Source organism: Actinopolymorpha rutila (genome assembly GCF_013407855.1).
GTDB classification, from domain to species: Bacteria; Actinomycetota; Actinomycetes; order Propionibacteriales; family Actinopolymorphaceae; genus Actinopolymorpha; species Actinopolymorpha rutila.
The window spans coordinates 5,130,186-5,149,455 of the sequence record NZ_JACBZH010000001.1 but is presented as its reverse complement, the minus strand read 5'-3'; the positions used below and the strand labels follow the sequence as shown (position 1 = coordinate 5,149,455).

Here is a 19,270-nt window from a genome sequence, read left to right as displayed (position 1 = left end):
TCAGCGCGGTGGTGTTCGGTAGCGGTTGCCGGAAAGGTGTTCCTGCGCGAGCCGGCGTAACGCGACGATCAGTGCGTCGCCGAGGACGGTGCCGACCAGCGCGGTCTCGACGAGTTCGTCCTCGTCCTCGATCCCGGCGACGACGTCGAGGTCGGTCGTGGCGGCGAGCTCGGCCACCTCGGCGTAGCCGTCGAGCGCCGCGATCGCCCGGTGCTGGCCCAGCCGGTCCAGCCGGGCGAGCACGTCGGCGGCAGCGGCCCGGGCCGGGCTGGCCTCCTCGACGCGCCAGCCGCGGCGTTCGAGCAGGTCGTCGACCGTTTTCGTCGCCTGCACGTGCTCCTCGTCGGCCCGGTCGGCGCGGTTGGTCCCGTCGGCCACACCGCCCGCCTGGATGTCGCCGAGCGAACTGATGGTGGCGCCGAGCTTCTGGCGGACCGTCCTGTCCGGATCGTCGATCACCGACAGCACGACGCGAGCGGTGGCGATGGACATGCCGCCCACGTCGGTCAGTGCGCGGATCAGGGTCAGCCGCCGGGTGTGGGACCGGTCGTAGCTGGCCTGGTTGGGCGGGGTGAGCCGGCCGGCGGGGAGCAGGCCCTCGCGCAGGTAGTACTTGATCGTCGGGACCGGGACCCCGCTCACTCGGCTCAGCTCTGCCATCCGCATACGGATAGCTTAACTATCCGATAGTGCCGCTGCCCATAGTTTTTCGAGATCACTTTCCGGGATCACTCTTCCGAGATCCCTTCGGCAGGGGCCCGGGCTGATCGGTTCCCCGCGTCAGTCCTCCGCCAGTGAGTCGCGTCGCCTGCGGGCGGAGGTGGCGGCGCGGCCGGCCCTGGTGAGGGCGCGTTCCAGCGAGCCGGTCCGGTGTTCGGCGCGTTCCAGCTCGGCCTGTGCCTTCTCCAGTTCGTCGGTCAGGCGTTCGACCGCGGTCCGCATGTCCTCGACGTGGTGCTCGTTGGCGTCCAGCTCGGCCTCGGCCTGCGCCCGCGCCTCCTCGGCCTCGGCCAGCTCCGCCTCGGCCCGGTCGAGCTTCTCGCGGGCCTCCTTGCGCCGGCGTTCCTCCGCACGCTTGTCGGCCTGGGTAGGTCTGCCGGCCTGCTTCTTCGTGGCTTTCTTCCCGTTCGCCCGGCGCTCCCGCGCGGTGCTGATCGGGGTCACCTCGGCCGGCTCGCCGGACTCGTCGACCACGCCGAACCCCACGTGCCGCAGCGCACTGGTCAGCCGGCCGGTACCCAGCAGCCGCGCGGCGTCGGTGTCGACCGAGGCGGCGTCGAGAGTCTCCGCGAGCCGGTCGCCCACGGTGTCGGTGACCTTGTGGCCGGTTTTCTTCGCGAGGTCGCGGGCGGCCCGGCCGAGGTCGCGGACGAGCGAGATCCGCTGCGAGGTGAGCTCGCGCATCCGGTCGCCGTCGCGGGACGCGTGCGCGTCACGCAGGTCGTCGCCGAGCTGGACGAGGTCGTCGATGCGGTCGGCTTCGGCGCGGACGAGCTGGTTGGCGAGCCACGCGGCGAGGGTGGGCTTCTTCAGCTCCCTGATCGCCTTGCCCGCGGCCGCGTCACCGTCGGCCTTGGCCTGGTCGGCCAGCTTGTTGCGGGCCGAGGTGAAGTCCTCCGGTGCCAGGCCGTACAGCTCCCGCGCCGCTTCGTCGAGGTCCACCCCCACATCATGACGCGTACGGCAACGTGCGGGCGGAAACGACGCGGGCGACAGCGCACCGCGGATGGGGCGGGAGGATTTCCGCATTCGGGCGTCGTTCGCAGGTACGGGTTGAACAATGATGCGCACCGCGGAGCCCGAGGGACCCGGCGATCGAGGCCGGCCGGCTCGCGGGAAGGGAGACCCGCCATGTCGGTGCAGGATCCCGGGCAGGCGTCGCGCCGTGAGTTCGTCCAGGCCGGTCTGCTCGGCAGCGAAGTGCTTCCGTCCGCCGACCGGGACAACCTCGTTGCGCCGGACGCGGCGCCGGCTCACGAGCTTCCGAAGAGCACCGAGGTCGAGACGGTCCTGGCCAGGGTCGAGGACCTGATCGGCCGCGGCCACCTCGGCACCGCGTTGCGCGCCGCCGCCGAACTGCCGCCAGGCGGGAAGCTGTCGGCGCACTACGAGTTCCTGCGGCACGAGAAGCTCGCCCGGGCGCACGTGGGCATCGCCGACAGGTACTTCCTGCGTGGTGACGCCGCCAACGCGCGGATCTTCTACGAACGCGCGGTCAGCCCGGAGACGACCGACCCGACCGTACGCGCGACCGCCCAGCTGGCCGGCCAGGTCTTCGACGAGCTCGGTGCCCGGCGGACCGCGCTCGTGGACCGGCTGACCGCGGCCATCAGCAAGGACGACTACGGCAACTGGTGTGCCGACCACAGCGACCTCACCAGGCTCACCCTGCTCGACGTGGCCGCGCTGCGGCAGCGGATCTCACCGGACTTCCGCCTCGAACCCACGCTGGGCGAGCGGCCGCCGATCGACCCGGATCCGGGGTACGTCGACCCGCTGCCGGCCGAGAGCGAGCTGGTCGACTTCGGGTCGGCCGTACCCGCGACCGTGTTCAGCGCCACGTCGACCGGAGCGGTCGCGGTGGACGTCAGCCCGCAGGCCACCGACGGCCGGTTGCGGGCCTCGGTGGCGATGCCGCTGATCGCCGGCGTGTTCACCGCGAAGGCCCGGCTGCTCGCGCTGGACGCCCGGCTCACACCCACCGGCCAGTCGCCGGCCTCGGTCCCGTTGTTCCGCTACGAGCACCTGCGCGACCAGGCCGAGCGGATCGCCGACCGGGTTCGGCAGATCGAGTCGCGGATGCTGCCGATCCAGTTCGAGCTGGACGACTTCGCGCAGGTGGTCGACGCCGTACGCCGTCCGCTGGCCGAGCAGGAGGCCGAACTCCTCGCCGTCAACCAGCGGATCGCCGACCTGACCCAGGGGCTCACCGCGCTCGCTCAGGCGGAGAAGGCGGTCGACCAGGTGGTCGTGGCGCTGGACGCGGTGGAGGACCAGTGCGACTGCGACTGGTGGTGCTGGCTGACCGCGTCGCTGTGCTTCCTCTTCGCCGCGGCGATCGTGGTGGCGACGAGCATCGTCGCGGCTCCGCTGACCCCGCTGGAGCTCGGCTTCTTCCTGACGCTCGCGATACCCCTCGACGTCTTCGTGGGTGACTCGCTGGTGCTCGCGGGCCTCAACACGATCAACTGCGACAACGTCGGCGAGATCACCACGGAGTACAAGACCACCCTGAACGCGATCCGGCAGGGGATCACCCAGACCAGGGCGGAACTCTCCCACGCGCTGACCACCAGAGACGCCCTCGTCGCAAGCATCAGCGCCTTGTCGGACCAGCTCTGCGCGGTGTACGCGAGCAACGCGGCGCGGCTGCTCGACGCGAAGACGCTGGACGCGATCCAGTCCCAGTACAACGCGATCCGCCAGTCGCTGCTCACCCGCGCCCAGTCGGTGGCCAAGCTCGCCGAGGACGCGTTCAACTTCGAGCGGGACGCGGACGTGCACGTCGTGAAGGACGCGTACTACGACGACGCCCGGAAGGGCTACACCTCGGCGGAGAGCCTGCTGCACGACCTCGGCGGTTTCGACCACATCGAGCTCACCGGCCGTACGCAGAAGGCGATGCAGCTCAGCCACACCGTCTCCCTCGCCCGCCACTACCCGATGAGCCTGGTCGCCCTGCGTGCGACCGGCAGGACGAGGTTCACCACCAAGCTCGCGGAGTTCGACCGGTGGTTCCCCGGCACATACCAGCAGCGGATCAAGGAGGTCGGCATCGAGGTCTTCGTCGACGGAGAACCCGTCCCCGCCCGCGGGTATCTCTCCAACGACGGCGTCTCCTGGGTCCGCTTCGTCGACTCGGGAAACAAGCGCCTGGTGGACGGCGTTCAGGTGTTCGCCGAGCCCGATCCCGATCTGGTACGCCTGTGCTACAAGAGGTTCCAGCGTCAGCGGCACGTCGACACGATGGCGTTCCCGCCCTTCTCGTCGTACCTCCACCAGGAGCGGATGCGACAGCTCCAGGCCCGCGAACGCAACTTCTTCGAGAACGTCGGCCTGGAGAGCAGTTGGGCGATCGAACTGCTGCCCGACCAGCCGTTCGACCTGTCCCTGGTCACCGACGTGCGGGTGTCGTTCCAGTACGAAGCGATGTTCGACGAGAACCTCAAGCGGGTGCTGGAGAAGAAGCGCTACACCGGTCGCAAGGAGACGGCGGCGCTGTCGGCCCGCAAGCTGGGTGAGGCCCGCGGGACACCACCGGACTTGACCGGAACGTTCGGGTGGAAGGTGGGGCCGGACCTGTTCGAGGCGTCCGTTCTGGAGCGCACCGTCGTCAACGTCGGCTTCCTGGTCTCCGCGAAGGGGCTGGCGGCGTTGCCGGGCAAGGCGAGGCTGGAGATCTCCTACGAGGGGGCCGCGCCGGTCCAGGTGGAGACGAACGACGTCGGTGTGGTGGCCACCGCGTCCGGAACACCGGCCGGTTCCGGTCTCGCCGCGCTGGAGGCCATGGCGCACGGCAAGCCGGTGACCGGATCATGGACCGGGCGCGTCGTGGACCTGCCGGCCGGTGTGCATGCGGGTGACGTCGACGACGTGCTGTTGCTGCTGAACTACGAATACGCCACCTGAGCGTCCGACGAGGGGAAGGGAACCCGCGCGATGAGAAGTGAACCCGAACGCTGGCGGGCCGACTACGCGCGCGACGGTTACCTCGTCGTCGAGGACTGTCTTGACAAGGAGACGTTGACAGCGTTGCGGGCGGGTGTGGCCCGGATCGTCGACGACCCCGACAGCCTGCCGGCGCACCTGCGCGCCCACGTGCAGCTGGAACGCGAGTACGCCCGGTCCGACGGTGCCGAGGACCGGGACTTTACCCGGCTCGGTCGGGCCGTGCGGCTGGTGATGGAGCTACCGGAGTTCGAGCCGGTGTTCGCCGAACTCATCCGCTACCAGCCCCTGCTGGACGTCCTGCAGGCGTTGTTCGCCAGCACGGAGTTCCACTTCCACAACTACAAGTGCGTCAACAAGGCGCCCGGCGCCAGCGGTGCCTTCGTCTGGCACCGTGACCTTCCCTACCTCTACCACTCCACGCCCAACCTGCTCACCGCGATGCTGTGCCTGGACGACATGACCGAGGACAACGGCGCCACGGTCGTCCTGCCCGGCAGCCACCTGCTGGCCGACGAGAACGTCGCGGTGGGCGACCAGGACATCCGGGAGGAGGACCTGCCGGCCGACCTCGAACGCCGGACGGTCGCCTGCCCGGCCGGCTCGGCGGTGATCTTCCACGTCAACCTGCTGCACGGTGGCGGGGCCAACACGTCGACCGCGCCGCGGCGCAACGTCATCGGCATCTGGGCCGGGCCGGACACCTATCCGACCGGTGCGGCCCGCTACGCCTACCAGGGACTGTATCCGCGGAGCCAGGACCCGGCCCGGCAGCGGCAGCTGCGGATGGCACTGGGTGATGCTGCCGCCGCCCCTGCCGCTGCCGATGCCGAGGTCAGCTCGCCCCGAGCAGCGGCAGGCATGGGGTGAGGCCCTCGATCGTGACCGGGATCTTCCGGTGCCGTTCCCAGTCGGCGCGTGTCAACCTCAGCCTGCGCTCGACGGCGAGCTTGCCGCCTACCGCGTGCCGCTTGGTCCCGTCGTCGACGTAGCCCAGCTTGCGGGACACTCCGTAGGACGTCACGTTGTGGTCGAACGCCCCTGACACGGCCTCCTCCGCGCCGAGCCCGGTGAACGCCAGGTCGAGCACGGCCGCGCGCATCTCGGTGCCGATGCCCTTGCCCTGATGAGTGCGGCCCAGCCAGGAGCCGGTGCTGACCGTCCTCGTCACGGCGAGGTCGGACGCGCCGATCGTCTGCAGCCCCACGACCTGACCTTCGCGGAAGACCGTGAGATTGAGCGACCAGGCCTGCGGCGTCCAGCCGCCGAGCCGAAGCCAGTGATGGAGGATGACGCTGCGGGCGACGTCGGCCAGCGGCCGGTCGGTCCAGGGCACCAGGAACGGCATCACGGCCGGGTCGTGGATGCCGGCCGCTGCCACGTCGGCCAGGTCGGCGAGCTCCTCCGGCGTGGGCAGCCGGAGCTCGAGCCGGGGCGTCGTCAGGCGCAGTCCCACCAGGGGGAAGTGGTCGGCGAGCATGCACCAAGTCTGGCCGCCGTACGACCGGCACGGCATCCTGTTTTCCGCATACGCTTCGGTCCCCACCTGACGCCGAGGAGCGCCATGCCCGAACCGACCGAGCCCAGCGAGCCCAGCGAGCCGACCGAGCCCAGTGACGCACTGCACGAGGGAGGCGCGGCGGCCCGGCGCTGGCGGGCGCGGCGCGAACGCGAACACGGTCTCGACGCCGGTGACGGTCAGGAGCGGCTGGACGGCAACCCGTACGTGGACGGGCTGAAGTACGCCTGCGCGGGGTTCGCGGGCCTCGGACTGATCGCCTTCGCCCTCAGGCCCGACCTCGGCCTGCTCCTCTGGGGCCTTGCCGGACTCAGCCTGGTGGGCTGGCTGGTGGTGGGCGCGTTGCTGTGGCAGCCACCGACCGAGCAGCCGCCACCGTCCGGTCAGTACCCACCGGAGTGAGGTCGCGACGGGGCGGAGAAGTTGCGTGCGGCGGGTATATTCGGCCGGGATCGGTGTGCTGAATCCAGGGATGTGGGCATGGCGGAGTACGACGGACGCGGCATCCACGGGCACACCGTCGAGGTGATCGGCCGCCGGATCCTCACCGGCGAGCTCGCCGAGGGCGCGACCATCGACGGTGTCGCCCTGGAGTCCGAGCTCGGCATCAGCCGCACCGTCGTCCGCGAGGCGTTCCGGGTGCTGGGCGCCAAGGGCCTGGTCACCGCCCGGCAGAAGCGGGGCACCTACGTCCGGCCGCGCGCGGACTGGAACCTCCTCGACGCCGACATCCTGCGCTGGCAGTTCGCCGGCCGCTCCGACGTCGCGTTCTTCTCCAACCTGCAGGAGATCCGCGGCATCGTCGAACCCGCCGGTGCGCGCCTCGCCGCCGAACGCCGCACCGACGAGGACCTGGCTGCCATGGACGCGGCGCTGGACGCGATGGTGGCCGCCGGTGAGGATCCGGACGCGATGACCAGGGCCGACCTCGCCTTCCACCGCGCGCTGCTGGCGGCGGCCCACAACGAACTCCTGGAACGCATGGAGGTGGTGATCGAGGTCGGCCTGTCGGTCCGCGACCGGCACATGCACGGGTCCGGCGCCGCGGAGGACTCCGTGCCGGTGCACCGGTCCGTGCTGGCCGCGGTCCGGCGGGGGAGCCCGGCGCGCGCGGAGCGGGAGATGCGCGCCCTGCTCACCCGGGCCGTGGACGACCTCTCCCACCTTCGGCGTACCCGCCGGTGAGACCCGCTTCTCAGCGGATTCCCGCGCTGCCCGCCCCGAGGTTGACCTCGTAGATGTGTTTCTGGCTGAAGAAGTAGACCGCCACCATCGGCAGGGTGAGGAAGAGCGCACCGACCATCACCAGGTTGTACGGCGGCGTCTGCGCGTTGGTGGACGTGCCGGACAGGAACTGCACGCCGAGTGCCAACGGGTACTTGCTCTCGGTGTTGAGGTAGATCAGCGGGCCGAAGAACGAACCCCACGAAGCGGAGAAGCTGAACACCCCGACCGCCACGATCACCGGCCGCATCAGCGGCAGCACGATCCGGGCGAAGATGCCGAAGTGGCCGAGGCCGTCGACCTGCGCGGCCTCGTCGAGTTCGCGCGGGATGCGGGTGATGAACTGCCGCATCAGGAAGATGTTGTACGCGCCGCCGAAGAGGTTCGGCACGATCAGCGGCAGCAGGGTGTCGATCCAACCCAGCCCGCGGAACAACACGAACTGCGGGATGATCGTCACCTCCATCGGCACCATCATCGTGGACAGCAGCACCACGAACAGCGCCGAGCGCCCGGGTGCCCGCAGCCGGGCGAACGCGTAGGCCACCATCGCGCTGACGAACATCTGCCCCAGGCAGGCGAACGTCACGATGACCAGACTGTTGAGAATCCACCGGGCCATGTCGGCGTCGGAGCCCAGCACCCGCACGAAGTTGTCGAGGTGGAACTCCCGCGGCAGCAGGGTGAACGCCGCCTTCTGCACGGTCACGTCGGAGGACAGCGCGATCGACACCATGAACACGAACGGCGCGGACAGCACCGCCGACACGACGGTCAGGACGCCGTACGACACCGCCGCCTCGCGCCGGCCGTGACTGCCGACCGGCCTGCTCCGCCGTCCCCGGCTCGCGTCCTCGGGGAGGGCGGTCTCCACCAGTGGCGGCGCGGTCATCGGCGTACCTCCGACTCGTAGAAGACCCAGCGCGAGGACGACCGGAACACCACCGCCGTGCAGACCATGATGACCGCGAACAGCAACCAGGACAGGGCCGAGGCGTACCCCATCCGGTAGTTCTTGAAGCCCTCCTCGAAGATGTACGGCACGAGCGTCTCGCTGGCGTTGTTCGGTCCGCCGCCGGTGAGGATGTAGACCTGGCTGAACACCTGGAACGCACCGATCAGGCCCATCACGACGTTGAACAGGATCACCGGCGACAACATCGGCAGCACGATGCGGAAGAACCGCTGGCGCGGGTCGGCCCCGTCGATGGTCGCGGCCTCCAGGAGTTCGGCCGGGATGCCCTGCATCGTCGCCAGCAGCAGGACGACGCCGGTGCCCACGCCCCACAGGGACATCAGCACCAGCGCGGGGATGACCCACGCCTCCTCCAGCAGCCACGCCGGCCCGTGTACGCCGACCAGCCCGAGCGCGCGGTTGACCAGTCCGGCGTCCGGAGCGAGCACCCAGCCGAACAACATCGCACTCGCCACCAGTGGCACCAGGGCCGGCAGGTAGACGATCGTCCGGTAGACCCGCATCCCCGGAACCGGCTTGTTCAGCAGGGCCGCGAGCGCAACCGAGACCACCGTGGACAGCGGGACGGCGACGAACGTGTAGTACGCGGTGTTGCGCAGGACCTTCCAGAACAAAGGATCCTGGGTGAACATCCGCACGTAGTTGGCCAGGCCCACCCAGTGTGGCGGGGTCAACAGGTCGTAATCGGTCAGGCTCAGGTAGGCGGAGGCGAGCAGCGGCCCGGCGAGGAACACGACGAACCCGACCAGCCAGGGCGAGACCATCAGGTAGAACCACAGTGCCTCGCGGTGGCGTTGCGTCCACCGCGGGCGGAGGGTGGTGTCTGCGTTTGTCGAGTGCCCCACCGAGAGCTCAGCCGCCCTGCTTCATGACCGGCCCGAGCCGCTGCTGGATCGTGGCCAGCGCCTTCTCCGGCGTGACCTTGTTGTTCATCATCAGCTCGATGTTGTCGGTGAAGACCTTGAGCATCTCGTTCCAGTGGGGTGTCAGCGGCGGAACGAAGATCGCGTCGGCGGAGTCGGCGAACGCGTTCATGTTGACGTCCCGCTTGGCCCACTTCGGCTTGAGGAACGCGTCGCTGCGCTGGACGAGGACGTTGGCCGGCGCGTCCTCGGCGTTGTCGATGATCGGCCGCTGCCCCTCTTCACCGGCCATGAACTCGATCACCTTCCACGCGTCGGCCGCGTGCTTGGAGCTACGCGAGACCGCGAGCCCGTTGAAGAAGGCACTGGTCGCGGGCTTAGTGCCGTGCCAGAGCGGGGAGATGTCCCAGTCGAGACCCTTGACACTGTTGGCCGCGGAGATGTTCCAGAACCCGGTGATCTCCATGGCAAGCTTGCCTTGCGCGAACAGCTGGTCGGGCCCCACGCCCTGGCCGTAGTTGGCGAAGTCTCGTGGCGTGGGTGAGACCTTCTCCTTCCAGGCAAGGTCGTTGTACCACTTCATGGCCGCGACGTTCTGGGGCGTGTCGACCACCGGGGCGCCCTTGTCGTCGAGGATCCGGCCGCCGTTCTGGTACATGAACGTCATCCAGTACGGCCACCAGGAGATGGTGGCGAAGCCCCACTGCTTCACCTTGCCGTTGTCGCGGACGGTGAGCTTGCGCGAGGCGGCCAGCAGGTCGTCCCAGGACCAGTCGGCGGAGGGATAGCCGACACCGGCCTGGTCGAACAACTTCTTGTTGTAGTAGAGCACCATCGCGCCGGAACGATCCGGGATGGCGTACTGCTGACCGTCGTACTGGAAGATCTTCGGCACCGTCGGTCCGAACATCCTCGTCAGGTCCAGCTTGCTCGCCATCACCTTGTCGTCCAGCGGAAGGATCTGGTGCTTGCTCGCGAACGCCGACGTCTGTTCGGCGAGTTCGAGGATGTCCGGGCCCTTGCCGCCGGCGATGGCGGTGGAGATCTTCTGCGAGTAGTCCTCACCACCCGGCGCCATCTGCAGCTTCACGGTGATGTTGGGGTACTTCTTGTGTGCCAGGGCGAGCCGCTGCTCGTAGACCTTCTTGTCCACGTCGCCGCCCCACGCGCTCATGGTCAGCGTCACCGGTCCGGCGGACGGCTTCTCGGAGCCGGACGAACCGCAGGCGGCGACCATCGGGATAGTTGCCACCGTGCAGGCGAGAGCGACCGCGACCGAACGCAGCTTCTGGGCAGAGGGCATGGGGGTGCCTACCGATCCGTGTGATCGCCAACCGTGTGATCGCCTATGGCGAGCACACATTAAGTCATATTTCATCCTCCTGTAAACGGCGCACTGCAGAGCGTCCTGATGTGGAAGCGGGAGCGCCAGGTCAGGCGTCGGAGCCGGTCTGGCGGCTGATCTCCCAGTGGTGGCCGGACGGGTCGGCGACCCGGCCCACCCGCCAGCCGTGGTCCTCGTGCACCTCGGCGATCGTGGTCGCGCCGGCGGCGACCGCCTGACCGAAGAGCCGGTCCGGGTCGGCGACGGTGAGGATCATCCGCACCGGCCCGCCGGACCCGTGCGGCATGGTCGCCGTGGGGCTGTTCTCGGGGTCGTCCTGGACCCAGAACGCCGCGCCGTCCACCTCGAGCTGTGCGACCACAGGACGGCCGTCCTCGTCGTCGAGCCGGTAGACCTCGACCGCACCGAACGCGGCCCTGTAGAAGTCCACCGCCGCCTGCCCGTCGCGTACGGCCAGCCACGGCGCGATGGTCGTGCGCACCTGCGCCGAACCGGCGGTCTCCGCGTCCTCGGTGCTCATCGTCTGGTCCTTTCGGCGCGGGACGCGCGGGTGGGCGGCGTCGCCTACGGGTTTCCGGCTGCTCGACGCAGCCATGCGGTCGGGTCGTCTTCCCCGAGATCATGCTGGGCCGCAGCGTACGCCGGTCCGAGGTCGGCGTCGGGGTCGTCGAAGGTGAGACTCATTCCGGCCCAGCCGAGGATGCTGTGTACCCACGAAAGCCGTAGGTCCTGCAGGCGGAGGTCGTCGAGGCCACCAGGCGCCCAGCCGTCCATGAACGCCTCCACGAGCGGCGCCGGGTCGGCCGCTCCGAACCTCAGGAGCACCTCCAACGCGGTGGCCGCCTGGGAGCAGGGCGGCGCGGCGCCGAGACTGGGCCAGTCGATCAGAAGGAACGTCCCGTCCGGGGCGCGGAGCAGTTCGCCACCCCACCCTCCGAACGACGTGGGCGGCCGCCTGATGTGCTCCCAGACCTGATCGACGAACTCGCGTACCCACTGTGGACAGTCCGGCCGGGTGACCAGCTTGTCGTAATGGGGTCTCCACCACCGCGTCGCCAGCTCGATCGTGCGTTCCGGACTGTTGGCCCGCGGCACACGACGCCGGTCGAGACTCTCGACGCGTCGCGTGCAGTCCCCGAACCAGTGCGCCAGTTCCACCGCGCGCGGTCGGTCGTCCGCCCACATCCGCGCCATCGCCTGATCGGCCAGCGACGGAGGTGTCAGCTCGGCGGTGACGTGGAACTCGTACCCCAGGCCGGGCAGGTCCTCGGTGGTGTGCTCGAACTCCAGCACCTCCCGAACGCCCAGGGACCGTATGGCCGGGAACGCTCCCACCTCACGCCACACAGCGGGGTTCCCGGAGATCGCGAGCTTCAGCACACGCGCCCGCCGTCCGGACGTGAACGTCACCCGGAAGACGTCGGCGTCGTCGGACGGGATCCACTCCACGTCCTTCACGTCGTCGTAGAGGGCACCGGCAACCTCGCGGGCGCCGGCCTCGTTCGGCGTTCGCTGCCATCGACCAGCCACCGGCGCACCGTACCAACACCGACCACCGCGACGATCACCCCGAAATCACCGGATGGTTCCAGGCTGCCGTGGTGGGGCACGGCGAGAGCGAGACACTTCCGGCATGGGCCGGTGAGCGGGCGGAGGTGCTCGACCGGTTGGCCGGGTTGCTCGCCGACCGCGAGCCGCCCCACCCACTGCGGGTCGCTGTGGACGGCCCGGGCGGCGACGGGTGGTACCGAACCGCCGCGCTGTTCGGCTCGCGGGAGGCGGTACGCGAGCGGTACGTCGCGCGCTACCTGCCCGGCCAGGAGTTGTACCGCGTGCAGGCACGGCCACTGGACCGGGCCGACGTCGTACTCGACCTGGCTGATCCGCTGCGTCCCGCGGTGCGGCACTGGCCGGACTGAAGCCGAGTCTCCGCCGTCCTCGCCGGTGTTAGTGTCCGATCGTGGTCTCCTCGACTCAGCTGCTCACCTTCGGGTTGGCGTCGTTCGTGTTGATCGTGATCCCCGGCCCGAGTGTGTTGTTCGTGATCGGCCGGGCCCTGGCCTACGGCCGCCGGACCGCACTGGCGTCGGTCCTCGGCAACGCCGTCGGGATCTACGTCGTGGCCGCGTGCGTCGCGCTGGGTGTCGGTGCGCTGGTGCAGCGGTCCGAGACGATCTTCGCGGTGCTGAAGTACGCCGGCGCTGCGTACCTCGTCTGGCTGGGGATCCAGGCGTTCCGCCACCGGCGTTCGCTGGCCGAGGCGTTCGCCGCGGTCGAGCCCGCGCGAAGCGGCTGGCGGGCGGCCCGCGAGGGCTTCCTCGTCGGCGTGGCGAATCCCAAGGCGTTCGTCATCTTCGCCGCCGTGCTGCCGCAGTTCGTCGACCGGCAGGCGGGCGCGGTCCCGGCCCAGATGCTGGTGCTGAGCCTGGTGTCGTTCGCCATCGCGATGCTGTCCGACAGCGCCTGGGCGGTCGCGGCGAGCGCGGTCCGGTCGTGGTTCGGCCGCTCGCACCGGCGTCTGGAACTCGTCGGTGGTGTCGGCGGCCTGTCGATGGTGGGGCTGGGGCTGTCGGTCGCGGTGTCCGGCCGCAAGGACTGAATCGACCCGCTCAGCAACCGACCCCTCTCAGCCGGCAACCCCTCTCAGCCGGCAACCCCTCTCAGGTGGAGCGGCCGCGGCGGAGCGCCCGGCGCCACCAGGTCGGCCGGTCGTCCGGCGAACGCCCGCCGCCCATGGACCTCCGCCGGCGCGCCTTCGCCGGCGCCTGCCCGGTCGGGTCGGGGCTGGTCCCGGCGGAGGGAGGGGGTTCCTCTCCCTTGGCCAGGCGCTCGGCGCGTTCGGCCCGCCAGCGTTCGACCACCTGGTCGGCGTTGGCCGGCCGCACCGGGATGGGTGGCCCGAGTGGTGCCCGCAGCCAGGCGACGATCCGGAGGTTGAGGTCGGCCACGGCGTCGCGTACCTCACGCTCCGTACGCAGCTTCCGGACCGTCTCGGGCAGCCGTTCGACCTCCCTGCGAAGCTGCAGGGGGAGCGGCAGCAGGTCCTCGCTCGAGTGGCCCTCCTTGTGCAGGTGCCGCATCACCCAGACCTCGTCGTAGGGCTTGTCCAGGTCGGTCAGCGGTTTGCCCGCGCCGGGCAGATTGTCGAACTCGCCACGTTCTGTCGCCTCACGGATCTGCTGGTCGACCCACGACTCGAAGCCGATCCCCGGCGGCTTGCGCTTGGTCATGGGGCCAATTGTCCTGCGGCCGGGCGGCAGTCCGCCACCACCCGTACGGGGCGAGGGACACGATCTTGAAACCCGATGCGAGGGTGTGCGGCGAGCGGATCACCGGCGTGCTAGTCTCATGGCTTGAGTTGCAGTTGTGGTACCCATGAACGTTTACGCGCTCGTCGGTTGCGACCGCCGGGCGCTTTGTTTTCCGGACTTACTCCGGAGGGGCACTCGTAGCGGCGACTCCGACCTGCACACACGGTGCGGGTTCGGCAACGCATCCCTGAAGGAGCAAGCATGGCGACTGGCACGGTCAAGTGGTTCAACTCGGAAAAGGGCTTCGGCTTCATCGAGCAGGACGGCGGCGGCGCCGACGTCTTCGCTCACTACTCGAACATCCAGTCCACGGGTTACCGTGAGCTGTTCGAGGGCCAGAAGGTGGAGTTCGACGTCACGCAGGGCCAGAAGGGCCCGCAGGCGGAGAACATCCGTCCGGTCTGAGCCGGAGTTCAGCGCCTTTCCGAGCGTTGACCGTTAGAGGACAAAGCCCGCACCCACGTGGTGCGGGCTTTTTCCTTGCCCGATTCCTGCCGCCCGATTCCTGCCGCCTCCCGGTCCGTTGCGGGTCGGCCCGGCTGCGAGATGATGACCGCTGAGTCCTGCCGATCTTGGAGGTGGCGATGCCCGACGCATGGGGGATCGAGAGCCGGTACGTCGACGCGACGGACAAGGAGCAGCAGGTCCCTCCGGAGGTGGTCGAGCGCCTGCGGGAGATCATCGGCACGCCTACCGACGACGCCGGACCGCTGATCGTCGGCGAAGGTGAACAGACTCACACCGGGCCGGGCGAGGTCGTGCTGGAGGACGGCAGGACCGTCCCGGTGAAGACCACGACGCCGGCCGATCTTCCCCTCGGCTACCACACGTTCGTCGACCGTTCCGGGAGCGAACGCCGGCTGATCGTCACCCCCGGCCGCTGCCACCTGCCGGAAGGCTGGCGGGCGTGGGGATGGGCAACCCAGCTGTACGCCACCCGGTCGGCGCAGAGCTGGGGGATGGGTGACCTCGCCGACCTGGGCCAGCTGGCCCGCTGGTCCCGGCAGCGCGGCGCGGGCTTCCTCCTCGTCAACCCGATCGGCGCGGTCGCGCCCTCTCTGCCGCAGCAGCCGAGTCCGTACTTCCCTGCCAGCCGCAGGTTCCGCAACCCTCTCTACCTCCGCGTCGAGGACGTCCCCGGTGCCGAGCTCGCGGCCGACGACGTACGCCGCGCCGCCACCGCCGGCCGCGCGCTGAACGACCGCCGCACCATCGACCGGGACACCGTGTGGGAGCTCAAGCAGTCCGCGCTGGAGGCCATCTGGAGCGCCGGCGGCGGGAGTACCGAGTTCGATCGCTGGTACGCCGACCAGCCGGCCTCGCTGCGGCAGTTCGCCACCTGGTCGGTGCTGGTCGAGCAGCACGGCGCCGACTGGCAGGAGTGGCCGGCCGAGCTGGCTCGTCCGCAGGGGCCCGCGGTCACCGAGGCGGAGGAGAAGAACGCCGACCGGGTGCGCTTCCACGCCTGGCTGCAGTGGCTGGTGGAGGGCCAGCTCGCCGCGGCCGGACGCGACCTCGCGGTGATGCAGGACCTGCCGATCGGCTTCGACCCGCACGGCTTCGACGCCTGGGAGTGGCAGGACCTCGTGGCGCTGGACGCGTCGGTCGGCGCCCCGCCGGACGAGTTCAACCAGCTCGGGCAGGACTGGGGCCTGCCGCCGTTCATCCCGTGGCGGCTGCGGGCGGCCGGCTACCAGCCGTTCATCGACACGATCCGGTCCAGCATGTCGGCCGGTGGTGGCCTGCGGGTCGACCATGTGATGGGGCTGTTCCGGCTGTGGTGGATCCCGGACGACAGCGGTCCGGCCGGCGGCGCCTACGTCCGCTACCCGACCCGCGACCTGCTCTCGCTGGTGGCGCTGGAGAGCACCCGCGCCGGTGCCGCCGTGGTCGGTGAGGACCTCGGAACGGTCGAGGAGGGTGTGCGCGAGGAACTGGCCGAGCGCGACATCCTGTCGTACCGCCTGCTGTGGTTCGAGGAGGACGACCCGACGACCTGGCCGGCGAAGTCGATGGCCGCGGTCACCACCCACGACCTGCCCACGGTGGCGGGACTGTGGGACGGCAGCGACCTGGACACCCAGCGGCGCCTCGGCCAGCAGCCGAACGAGGAGAGCACGGCGGCGATCCGCCACCGGCTGGCGAAGACCGGCGGGCTGGACGACCACGCCGACTCCGATGCCGCCGTGGTGGCCGCGTACGAACTGCTCGCCCGAGCGCCCGCCACGCTGCTCACCGCGACCCTGGACGACGCGGTGGTGGAGCCCGAACGCCCCAACATGCCGGGCGCCGACGAGGACCGCGACAACTGGTCGCTGGCCCTGCCGGCCACCCTGGAGGACCTCGAGTCGCACCCGACCGGGGACCGCATCGCCGAGATCCTCTCCGCCGGTGTCGGAGACGCCGCGGCTACTCCCGGCACTCAGGAGCCGAACGCTCCACGGTGAGCTGACCGACCCCGGGGCGGAGCGCCCGTGCTTACCCGAGCTCGTGCCGGGTAGGCGCATGACACGTTGGCCCGCCCGCTGCGTCGACAGGAGCTCACCGTGTCGGGAACCCAGCCCCGCGACAGCGGGCCGCGTGACCGGGTCGAAGGCGGCGGCATCCCGTACTCCCGTCCGCCCTACGACGGCACCGGCCGCTCGATCCTCGCCGGTGTGCTGATCGGGATGGGCGTCGCGGCGTTCGTCGACGAGACGCTCTTCCACCAACTGCTGCACTGGCACCACTTCTACGACCGCTCCACCCCGGCGGCCGGACTGGTCTCCGACGGCTACTTCAACGCTGCCGGGTGGCTGGCGATCGTCGGTGGTCTCTTCATGTACGCCGACCTGCACCGGCGGCAGGCGACGGTGCCGAAACGGGTGTGGGCCGGCGGGCTGCTCGGCTGGGGCGGCTTCCAGGTGTACGACGGGCTGTTCCAGCACAAGGTGCTCGGCCTGCACCAGATCCGGTACGGCGTCGAGATCCTGCCGTACGACCTGGTCTGGAATCTCACCGGAGTCCTGGGCATCCTCGTCGGGCTGGTCCTGCTTCGCGGGGCTCCGCGCGCCATTGCCGGTCGATGACCGGGCACGCGATGACCGGGCACGCGATGAGCGGGACGTGGCTGGCGCTGGTTCCGGTGGTTGCCGGTGCCGTGTCGTACGGTCGGGCCGTCCGCCAGTTGCGGGGGCGCGACGTTCGATGGCCGTGGCGGCGTACGGCAGCGGCCGCGGCGGGGCTGGTGGGCCTGCTGGCCACCCTGACCCCGGTGCTGACGCTGACCCCGCTGATGCCGCCGGGGGCACCGTTCCCGGTGCACGTGGTGCGGCACCTGGTCCTCGCCATGCTCGCGCCGCTGTTGCTGGCGCTGTCGGCCCCGGTGACTCTCGCCCTGCGGACACTCACCGGAGACGCCCGGCGGTTGCTGCTCGCCGTCCTGCACAGCCGGGTCGTGCGGGTCCTCACCCGGGCACCGGTCGTGCTCGTGCTCGAGGTCGGCGGGATGTACGCGTACTACCTCACCCCGCTGTTCGCCGCGGCCGGTAGGGAGCCCGCCCTCGGGCTGCTGGTCGACGTCCACATGGTGCTGGCCGGATGCCTGCTGGCCTGGTACGTCGCGGGTCGTGACCCGATGCTCCGCCGGCCCTCCACGCATACCGCCGCGGTGGTGCTGCTGCTCGCCGCCGGCAGTCACGACGTACTCGCCAAACTGATGTATGCCGAGACGTTGCCCAGTGCTGCCGGTGGCGCCGAGCAGGTGCGGCTCGGTGCGCAGGTGATGTTCTACGGCGGCGACGCGGTGGAGGTGCTGCTGGCGGTGGCGCTGCTCGCCGGGTGGTACGCCCGAGGTGGCCGCCGGTTGCGGGCGGAGCGGCGGCGGGCGGCCGCTCAGGCGCCGGCGGGTTCGGTCCTGGTCGGCTCGGTCGGCTCGGTCGGCTCGGTCGGCTCGGTCGGCTCGGTCGGCTCGGTCGGCTCGGTCGCGGCCGTCGCGGCCGTCGCGCCGCAGGAGCGCCCGCCCGATCCATCGGCGGCCCGGCCGGAGCACAGCGCTTCGTCCAGGGTGGGGTAGACGTCGAACACCCGATCCAGGCCGGTGATGTGCAGTGCCCGGCGCGGCCCTCGCGGCGGTGCGGCCAGGCGCAGCGTGACGTCGAGTGCGTCGGCGCGACGCTGGACGGCGAGCAGCGTGCCCAGGCCGGTGGAGTCGAGGAACGACACCGCGCTCAGGTCGAGGACCACGGTCGGCACGCTGTGGTTCACGAGCGGCAGCAGATCCGAGCGGACCTGTGAGGCGGTGGCCACGTCGATGTCACCGGTCAGGGTGACGACGAGGTGGCGCCCCGTCTCGGCGGCCCAGGAGACGTCGACGGCGGGAACGAGCGTTCCGGCCGCGGGAACGTTTTCAGGGAGGTTGCCCGGGAAGCTGTCAGTAGGACCGTCCGGAACGATGTCCGGAGCGTCGCAGGGGAGGGTGGTTGGGGTCGGCTTGGTCATCGCCGGTCCTTCGCAGGGGAGCACGGATGCGGCCTTTCGGCCACCGGCTGTTTTCCCAACCGCCTGCCACTGTAGCGCCGTACTCAGCGTTCGAAAGGCCGGGGAGGGACGGCAGGCTTTCCACTGACCCGGGTGATGAGGTCGGTGGCCACGTTGCGCAGCCGCCGGTTGTTGTTCTGCGAGTGCCTGCGGAGGATGTCGAACGCCTGGTCGGCGTCGCAACGTTGCTGCCCCATCACGATGCCGACGGCCTGGTCGATGTAGGTACGGGAGACCAGTGCCTGCTCCAGTTGCGACGTCAGGTCGGCCTGCTCGGTGTGACGTACGGTGAGCGCCAGCGCCGTCGACGCCTGCGCGGCGAACGTCTCCGCCCGCGCACGCTGATCGCCGTCGAACGCGTTCGGGTGGTCGAAGACGTAGAAGTTGAGGGCGCCGAGAACCTCGTCGCCCACTCTCAGCGGCAGGCTCAGGGAACAGCAGACGCCGAGTTCGGCCGCCGCGGCATTGTACTTCGGCCAGGTCGTGTCGGCGGCCTGGTCCTTCACCTCGATGATGTGGCCGGTGTCCAGCGTGTGGATGCACGGGCCCTCGCCGAAGCCGTACTGCTTCTCGTCGACCACAGACGCCCGGTCGTCGCTGCTGGCGATCGTGATCGGCTCGCCGTCCTGACGCACCGTGATGCCGCACGATGCGGGCGGGTCGGTGACCTCACAGGCCAGCGTGGCCACCTTCGTGAGGAACTCCTCCAGTCGCGGACCGGCGAGCAGCAGGGACTGGAGCGCCCCCAACAGGCCGCTCAGGTCGACTCTGGGCGTGCTCTCCTGCGGGCTCTGGGTCATCGGCGTTCGCCTCCTCACGGCTGCCGGGCGATGGCGAGCGTCCACC

Annotated in this window: 20 protein-coding genes and 1 pseudogene; 10 read left to right on the top strand and 11 right to left on the bottom strand. The window is 70.1% G+C overall.

Features of this window, described 5'->3' with window-relative positions; all coding sequences use genetic code 11:
- Together F4554_RS22990 and F4554_RS22985 are read right to left on the bottom strand one after the other, a co-directional pair.
- Complete coding sequence (locus tag F4554_RS22990; protein ID WP_179789475.1) at window positions 1-666, bottom strand: MerR family transcriptional regulator; 666 nt, start codon at window positions 664-666, stop codon at window positions 1-3.
- A gap of 114 nt (window positions 667-780) precedes the next feature.
- Window positions 781-1,662: a hypothetical protein gene (locus F4554_RS22985; RefSeq protein ID WP_179789474.1), complete on the bottom strand. Its 882-nt coding sequence runs from the start codon at window positions 1,660-1,662 to the stop codon at window positions 781-783.
- 189 nt (window positions 1,663-1,851) lie between these two features.
- Here F4554_RS22985 and F4554_RS22980 point away from each other — a divergent pair, with 189 nt between their 5' ends.
- Together F4554_RS22980 and F4554_RS22975 are read left to right on the top strand one after the other, a co-directional pair.
- Window positions 1,852-4,629 (top strand): Tc toxin subunit A-related protein, encoded by a 2,778-nt coding sequence (locus F4554_RS22980; RefSeq protein ID WP_179789473.1) that lies wholly within the window; start codon window positions 1,852-1,854, stop codon window positions 4,627-4,629.
- Window positions 4,630-4,659: 30 nt separating this feature from the next.
- On the top strand, window positions 4,660-5,538 hold the full coding sequence (locus F4554_RS22975; RefSeq protein ID WP_179789472.1) for a phytanoyl-CoA dioxygenase family protein: 879 nt from the start codon (window positions 4,660-4,662) through the stop codon (window positions 5,536-5,538).
- On the opposite strand, the gene F4554_RS22970 is transcribed toward F4554_RS22975, so the two are convergent.
- A complete protein-coding gene (locus F4554_RS22970) occupies window positions 5,504-6,148 on the bottom strand; it encodes a GNAT family N-acetyltransferase (protein WP_179789471.1) in 645 nt (214 codons plus the stop codon). The genes F4554_RS22975 and F4554_RS22970 overlap by 35 nt on opposite strands.
- A gap of 84 nt (window positions 6,149-6,232) precedes the next feature.
- Between F4554_RS22970 and F4554_RS22965 the strand changes: the two genes are divergently transcribed.
- The gene (locus F4554_RS22965) at window positions 6,233-6,589 is read left to right on the top strand and encodes a hypothetical protein (protein WP_179789470.1); all 357 of its coding nucleotides are present in this window, start codon (window positions 6,233-6,235) and stop codon (window positions 6,587-6,589) included.
- 78 nt (window positions 6,590-6,667) lie between these two features.
- Window positions 6,668-7,372 (top strand): FadR/GntR family transcriptional regulator, encoded by a 705-nt coding sequence (locus tag F4554_RS22960; protein WP_179789469.1) that lies wholly within the window; start codon window positions 6,668-6,670, stop codon window positions 7,370-7,372.
- 10 nt (window positions 7,373-7,382) lie between these two features.
- Here F4554_RS22960 and F4554_RS22955 read toward each other — a convergent pair whose 3' ends face one another.
- The 5 genes from F4554_RS22955 to F4554_RS22935 all read right to left on the bottom strand — a co-directional run bounded on the left by F4554_RS22955 (window position 7,383) and on the right by F4554_RS22935 (window position 12,125).
- A complete protein-coding gene (locus F4554_RS22955) occupies window positions 7,383-8,303 on the bottom strand; it encodes a carbohydrate ABC transporter permease (protein ID WP_179789468.1) in 921 nt (306 codons plus the stop codon).
- Window positions 8,300-9,232 carry a carbohydrate ABC transporter permease gene (locus F4554_RS22950; RefSeq protein ID WP_337796169.1) on the bottom strand — a complete coding sequence of 311 codons (933 nt, stop codon included), beginning with the start codon at window positions 9,230-9,232 and terminating at the stop codon, window positions 8,300-8,302. The genes F4554_RS22955 and F4554_RS22950 overlap by 4 nt, the downstream gene beginning before the upstream one ends.
- 7 nt (window positions 9,233-9,239) lie before the next feature.
- Window positions 9,240-10,553 (bottom strand): ABC transporter substrate-binding protein, encoded by a 1,314-nt coding sequence (locus F4554_RS22945; RefSeq protein WP_179789467.1) that lies wholly within the window; start codon window positions 10,551-10,553, stop codon window positions 9,240-9,242.
- Window positions 10,554-10,683: 130 nt separating this feature from the next.
- The gene (locus F4554_RS22940) at window positions 10,684-11,115 is read right to left on the bottom strand and encodes a VOC family protein (protein ID WP_179789466.1); all 432 of its coding nucleotides are present in this window, start codon (window positions 11,113-11,115) and stop codon (window positions 10,684-10,686) included.
- Window positions 11,116-11,159: 44 nt separating this feature from the next.
- Window positions 11,160-12,125: a hypothetical protein gene (locus F4554_RS22935; RefSeq protein WP_179789465.1), complete on the bottom strand. Its 966-nt coding sequence runs from the start codon at window positions 12,123-12,125 to the stop codon at window positions 11,160-11,162.
- Window positions 12,126-12,196: 71 nt separating this feature from the next.
- Here F4554_RS22935 and F4554_RS31615 point away from each other — a divergent pair, with 71 nt between their 5' ends.
- Together F4554_RS31615 and F4554_RS22925 are read left to right on the top strand one after the other, a co-directional pair.
- Window positions 12,197-12,514 (top strand): nucleoside/nucleotide kinase family protein, encoded by a 318-nt coding sequence (locus F4554_RS31615; RefSeq protein ID WP_202889426.1) that lies wholly within the window; start codon window positions 12,197-12,199, stop codon window positions 12,512-12,514.
- Window positions 12,515-12,555: 41 nt separating this feature from the next.
- Window positions 12,556-13,194 carry a LysE family transporter gene (locus tag F4554_RS22925; protein ID WP_179789464.1) on the top strand — a complete coding sequence of 213 codons (639 nt, stop codon included), beginning with the start codon at window positions 12,556-12,558 and terminating at the stop codon, window positions 13,192-13,194.
- A 61-nt stretch (window positions 13,195-13,255) separates the two neighbouring features.
- Here the strand turns inward: F4554_RS22925 and F4554_RS22920 are convergent, their stop codons facing one another.
- Window positions 13,256-13,825, bottom strand: a complete 570-nt coding sequence (locus tag F4554_RS22920) for a DnaJ family domain-containing protein (RefSeq protein ID WP_179789463.1) — start codon at window positions 13,823-13,825, stop codon at window positions 13,256-13,258.
- A 282-nt stretch (window positions 13,826-14,107) separates the two neighbouring features.
- Between F4554_RS22920 and F4554_RS22915 the strand changes: the two genes are divergently transcribed.
- The 4 genes and pseudogenes from F4554_RS22915 to F4554_RS22900 all read left to right on the top strand — a co-directional run.
- On the top strand, window positions 14,108-14,311 hold the full coding sequence (locus F4554_RS22915; protein WP_092653593.1) for a cold-shock protein: 204 nt from the start codon (window positions 14,108-14,110) through the stop codon (window positions 14,309-14,311).
- Between the two features lie 179 nt (window positions 14,312-14,490).
- Window positions 14,491-16,353 (top strand): 4-alpha-glucanotransferase, encoded by a 1,863-nt coding sequence (malQ, locus tag F4554_RS22910; RefSeq protein ID WP_179789462.1) that lies wholly within the window; start codon window positions 14,491-14,493, stop codon window positions 16,351-16,353.
- A gap of 99 nt (window positions 16,354-16,452) precedes the next feature.
- Window positions 16,453-16,974: a DUF2243 domain-containing protein gene (locus F4554_RS22905; RefSeq protein ID WP_337796168.1), complete on the top strand. Its 522-nt coding sequence runs from the start codon at window positions 16,453-16,455 to the stop codon at window positions 16,972-16,974.
- Window positions 16,971-17,723: pseudogene (locus F4554_RS22900) on the top strand (cytochrome c oxidase assembly protein); the annotation flags it as partial. The gene F4554_RS22905 and the pseudogene F4554_RS22900, both read left to right, overlap by 4 nt.
- A gap of 56 nt (window positions 17,724-17,779) precedes the next feature.
- On the opposite strand, the gene F4554_RS32520 reads toward F4554_RS22900, so the two are convergent.
- Window positions 17,780-18,385 (bottom strand): anti-sigma factor antagonist, encoded by a 606-nt coding sequence (locus tag F4554_RS32520; protein WP_238341384.1) that lies wholly within the window; start codon window positions 18,383-18,385, stop codon window positions 17,780-17,782.
- An 83-nt stretch (window positions 18,386-18,468) separates the two neighbouring features.
- Window positions 18,469-19,224 (bottom strand): GAF and ANTAR domain-containing protein, encoded by a 756-nt coding sequence (locus F4554_RS22895; RefSeq protein ID WP_179789460.1) that lies wholly within the window; start codon window positions 19,222-19,224, stop codon window positions 18,469-18,471.
- Window positions 19,225-19,270 lie beyond the last annotated feature (46 nt).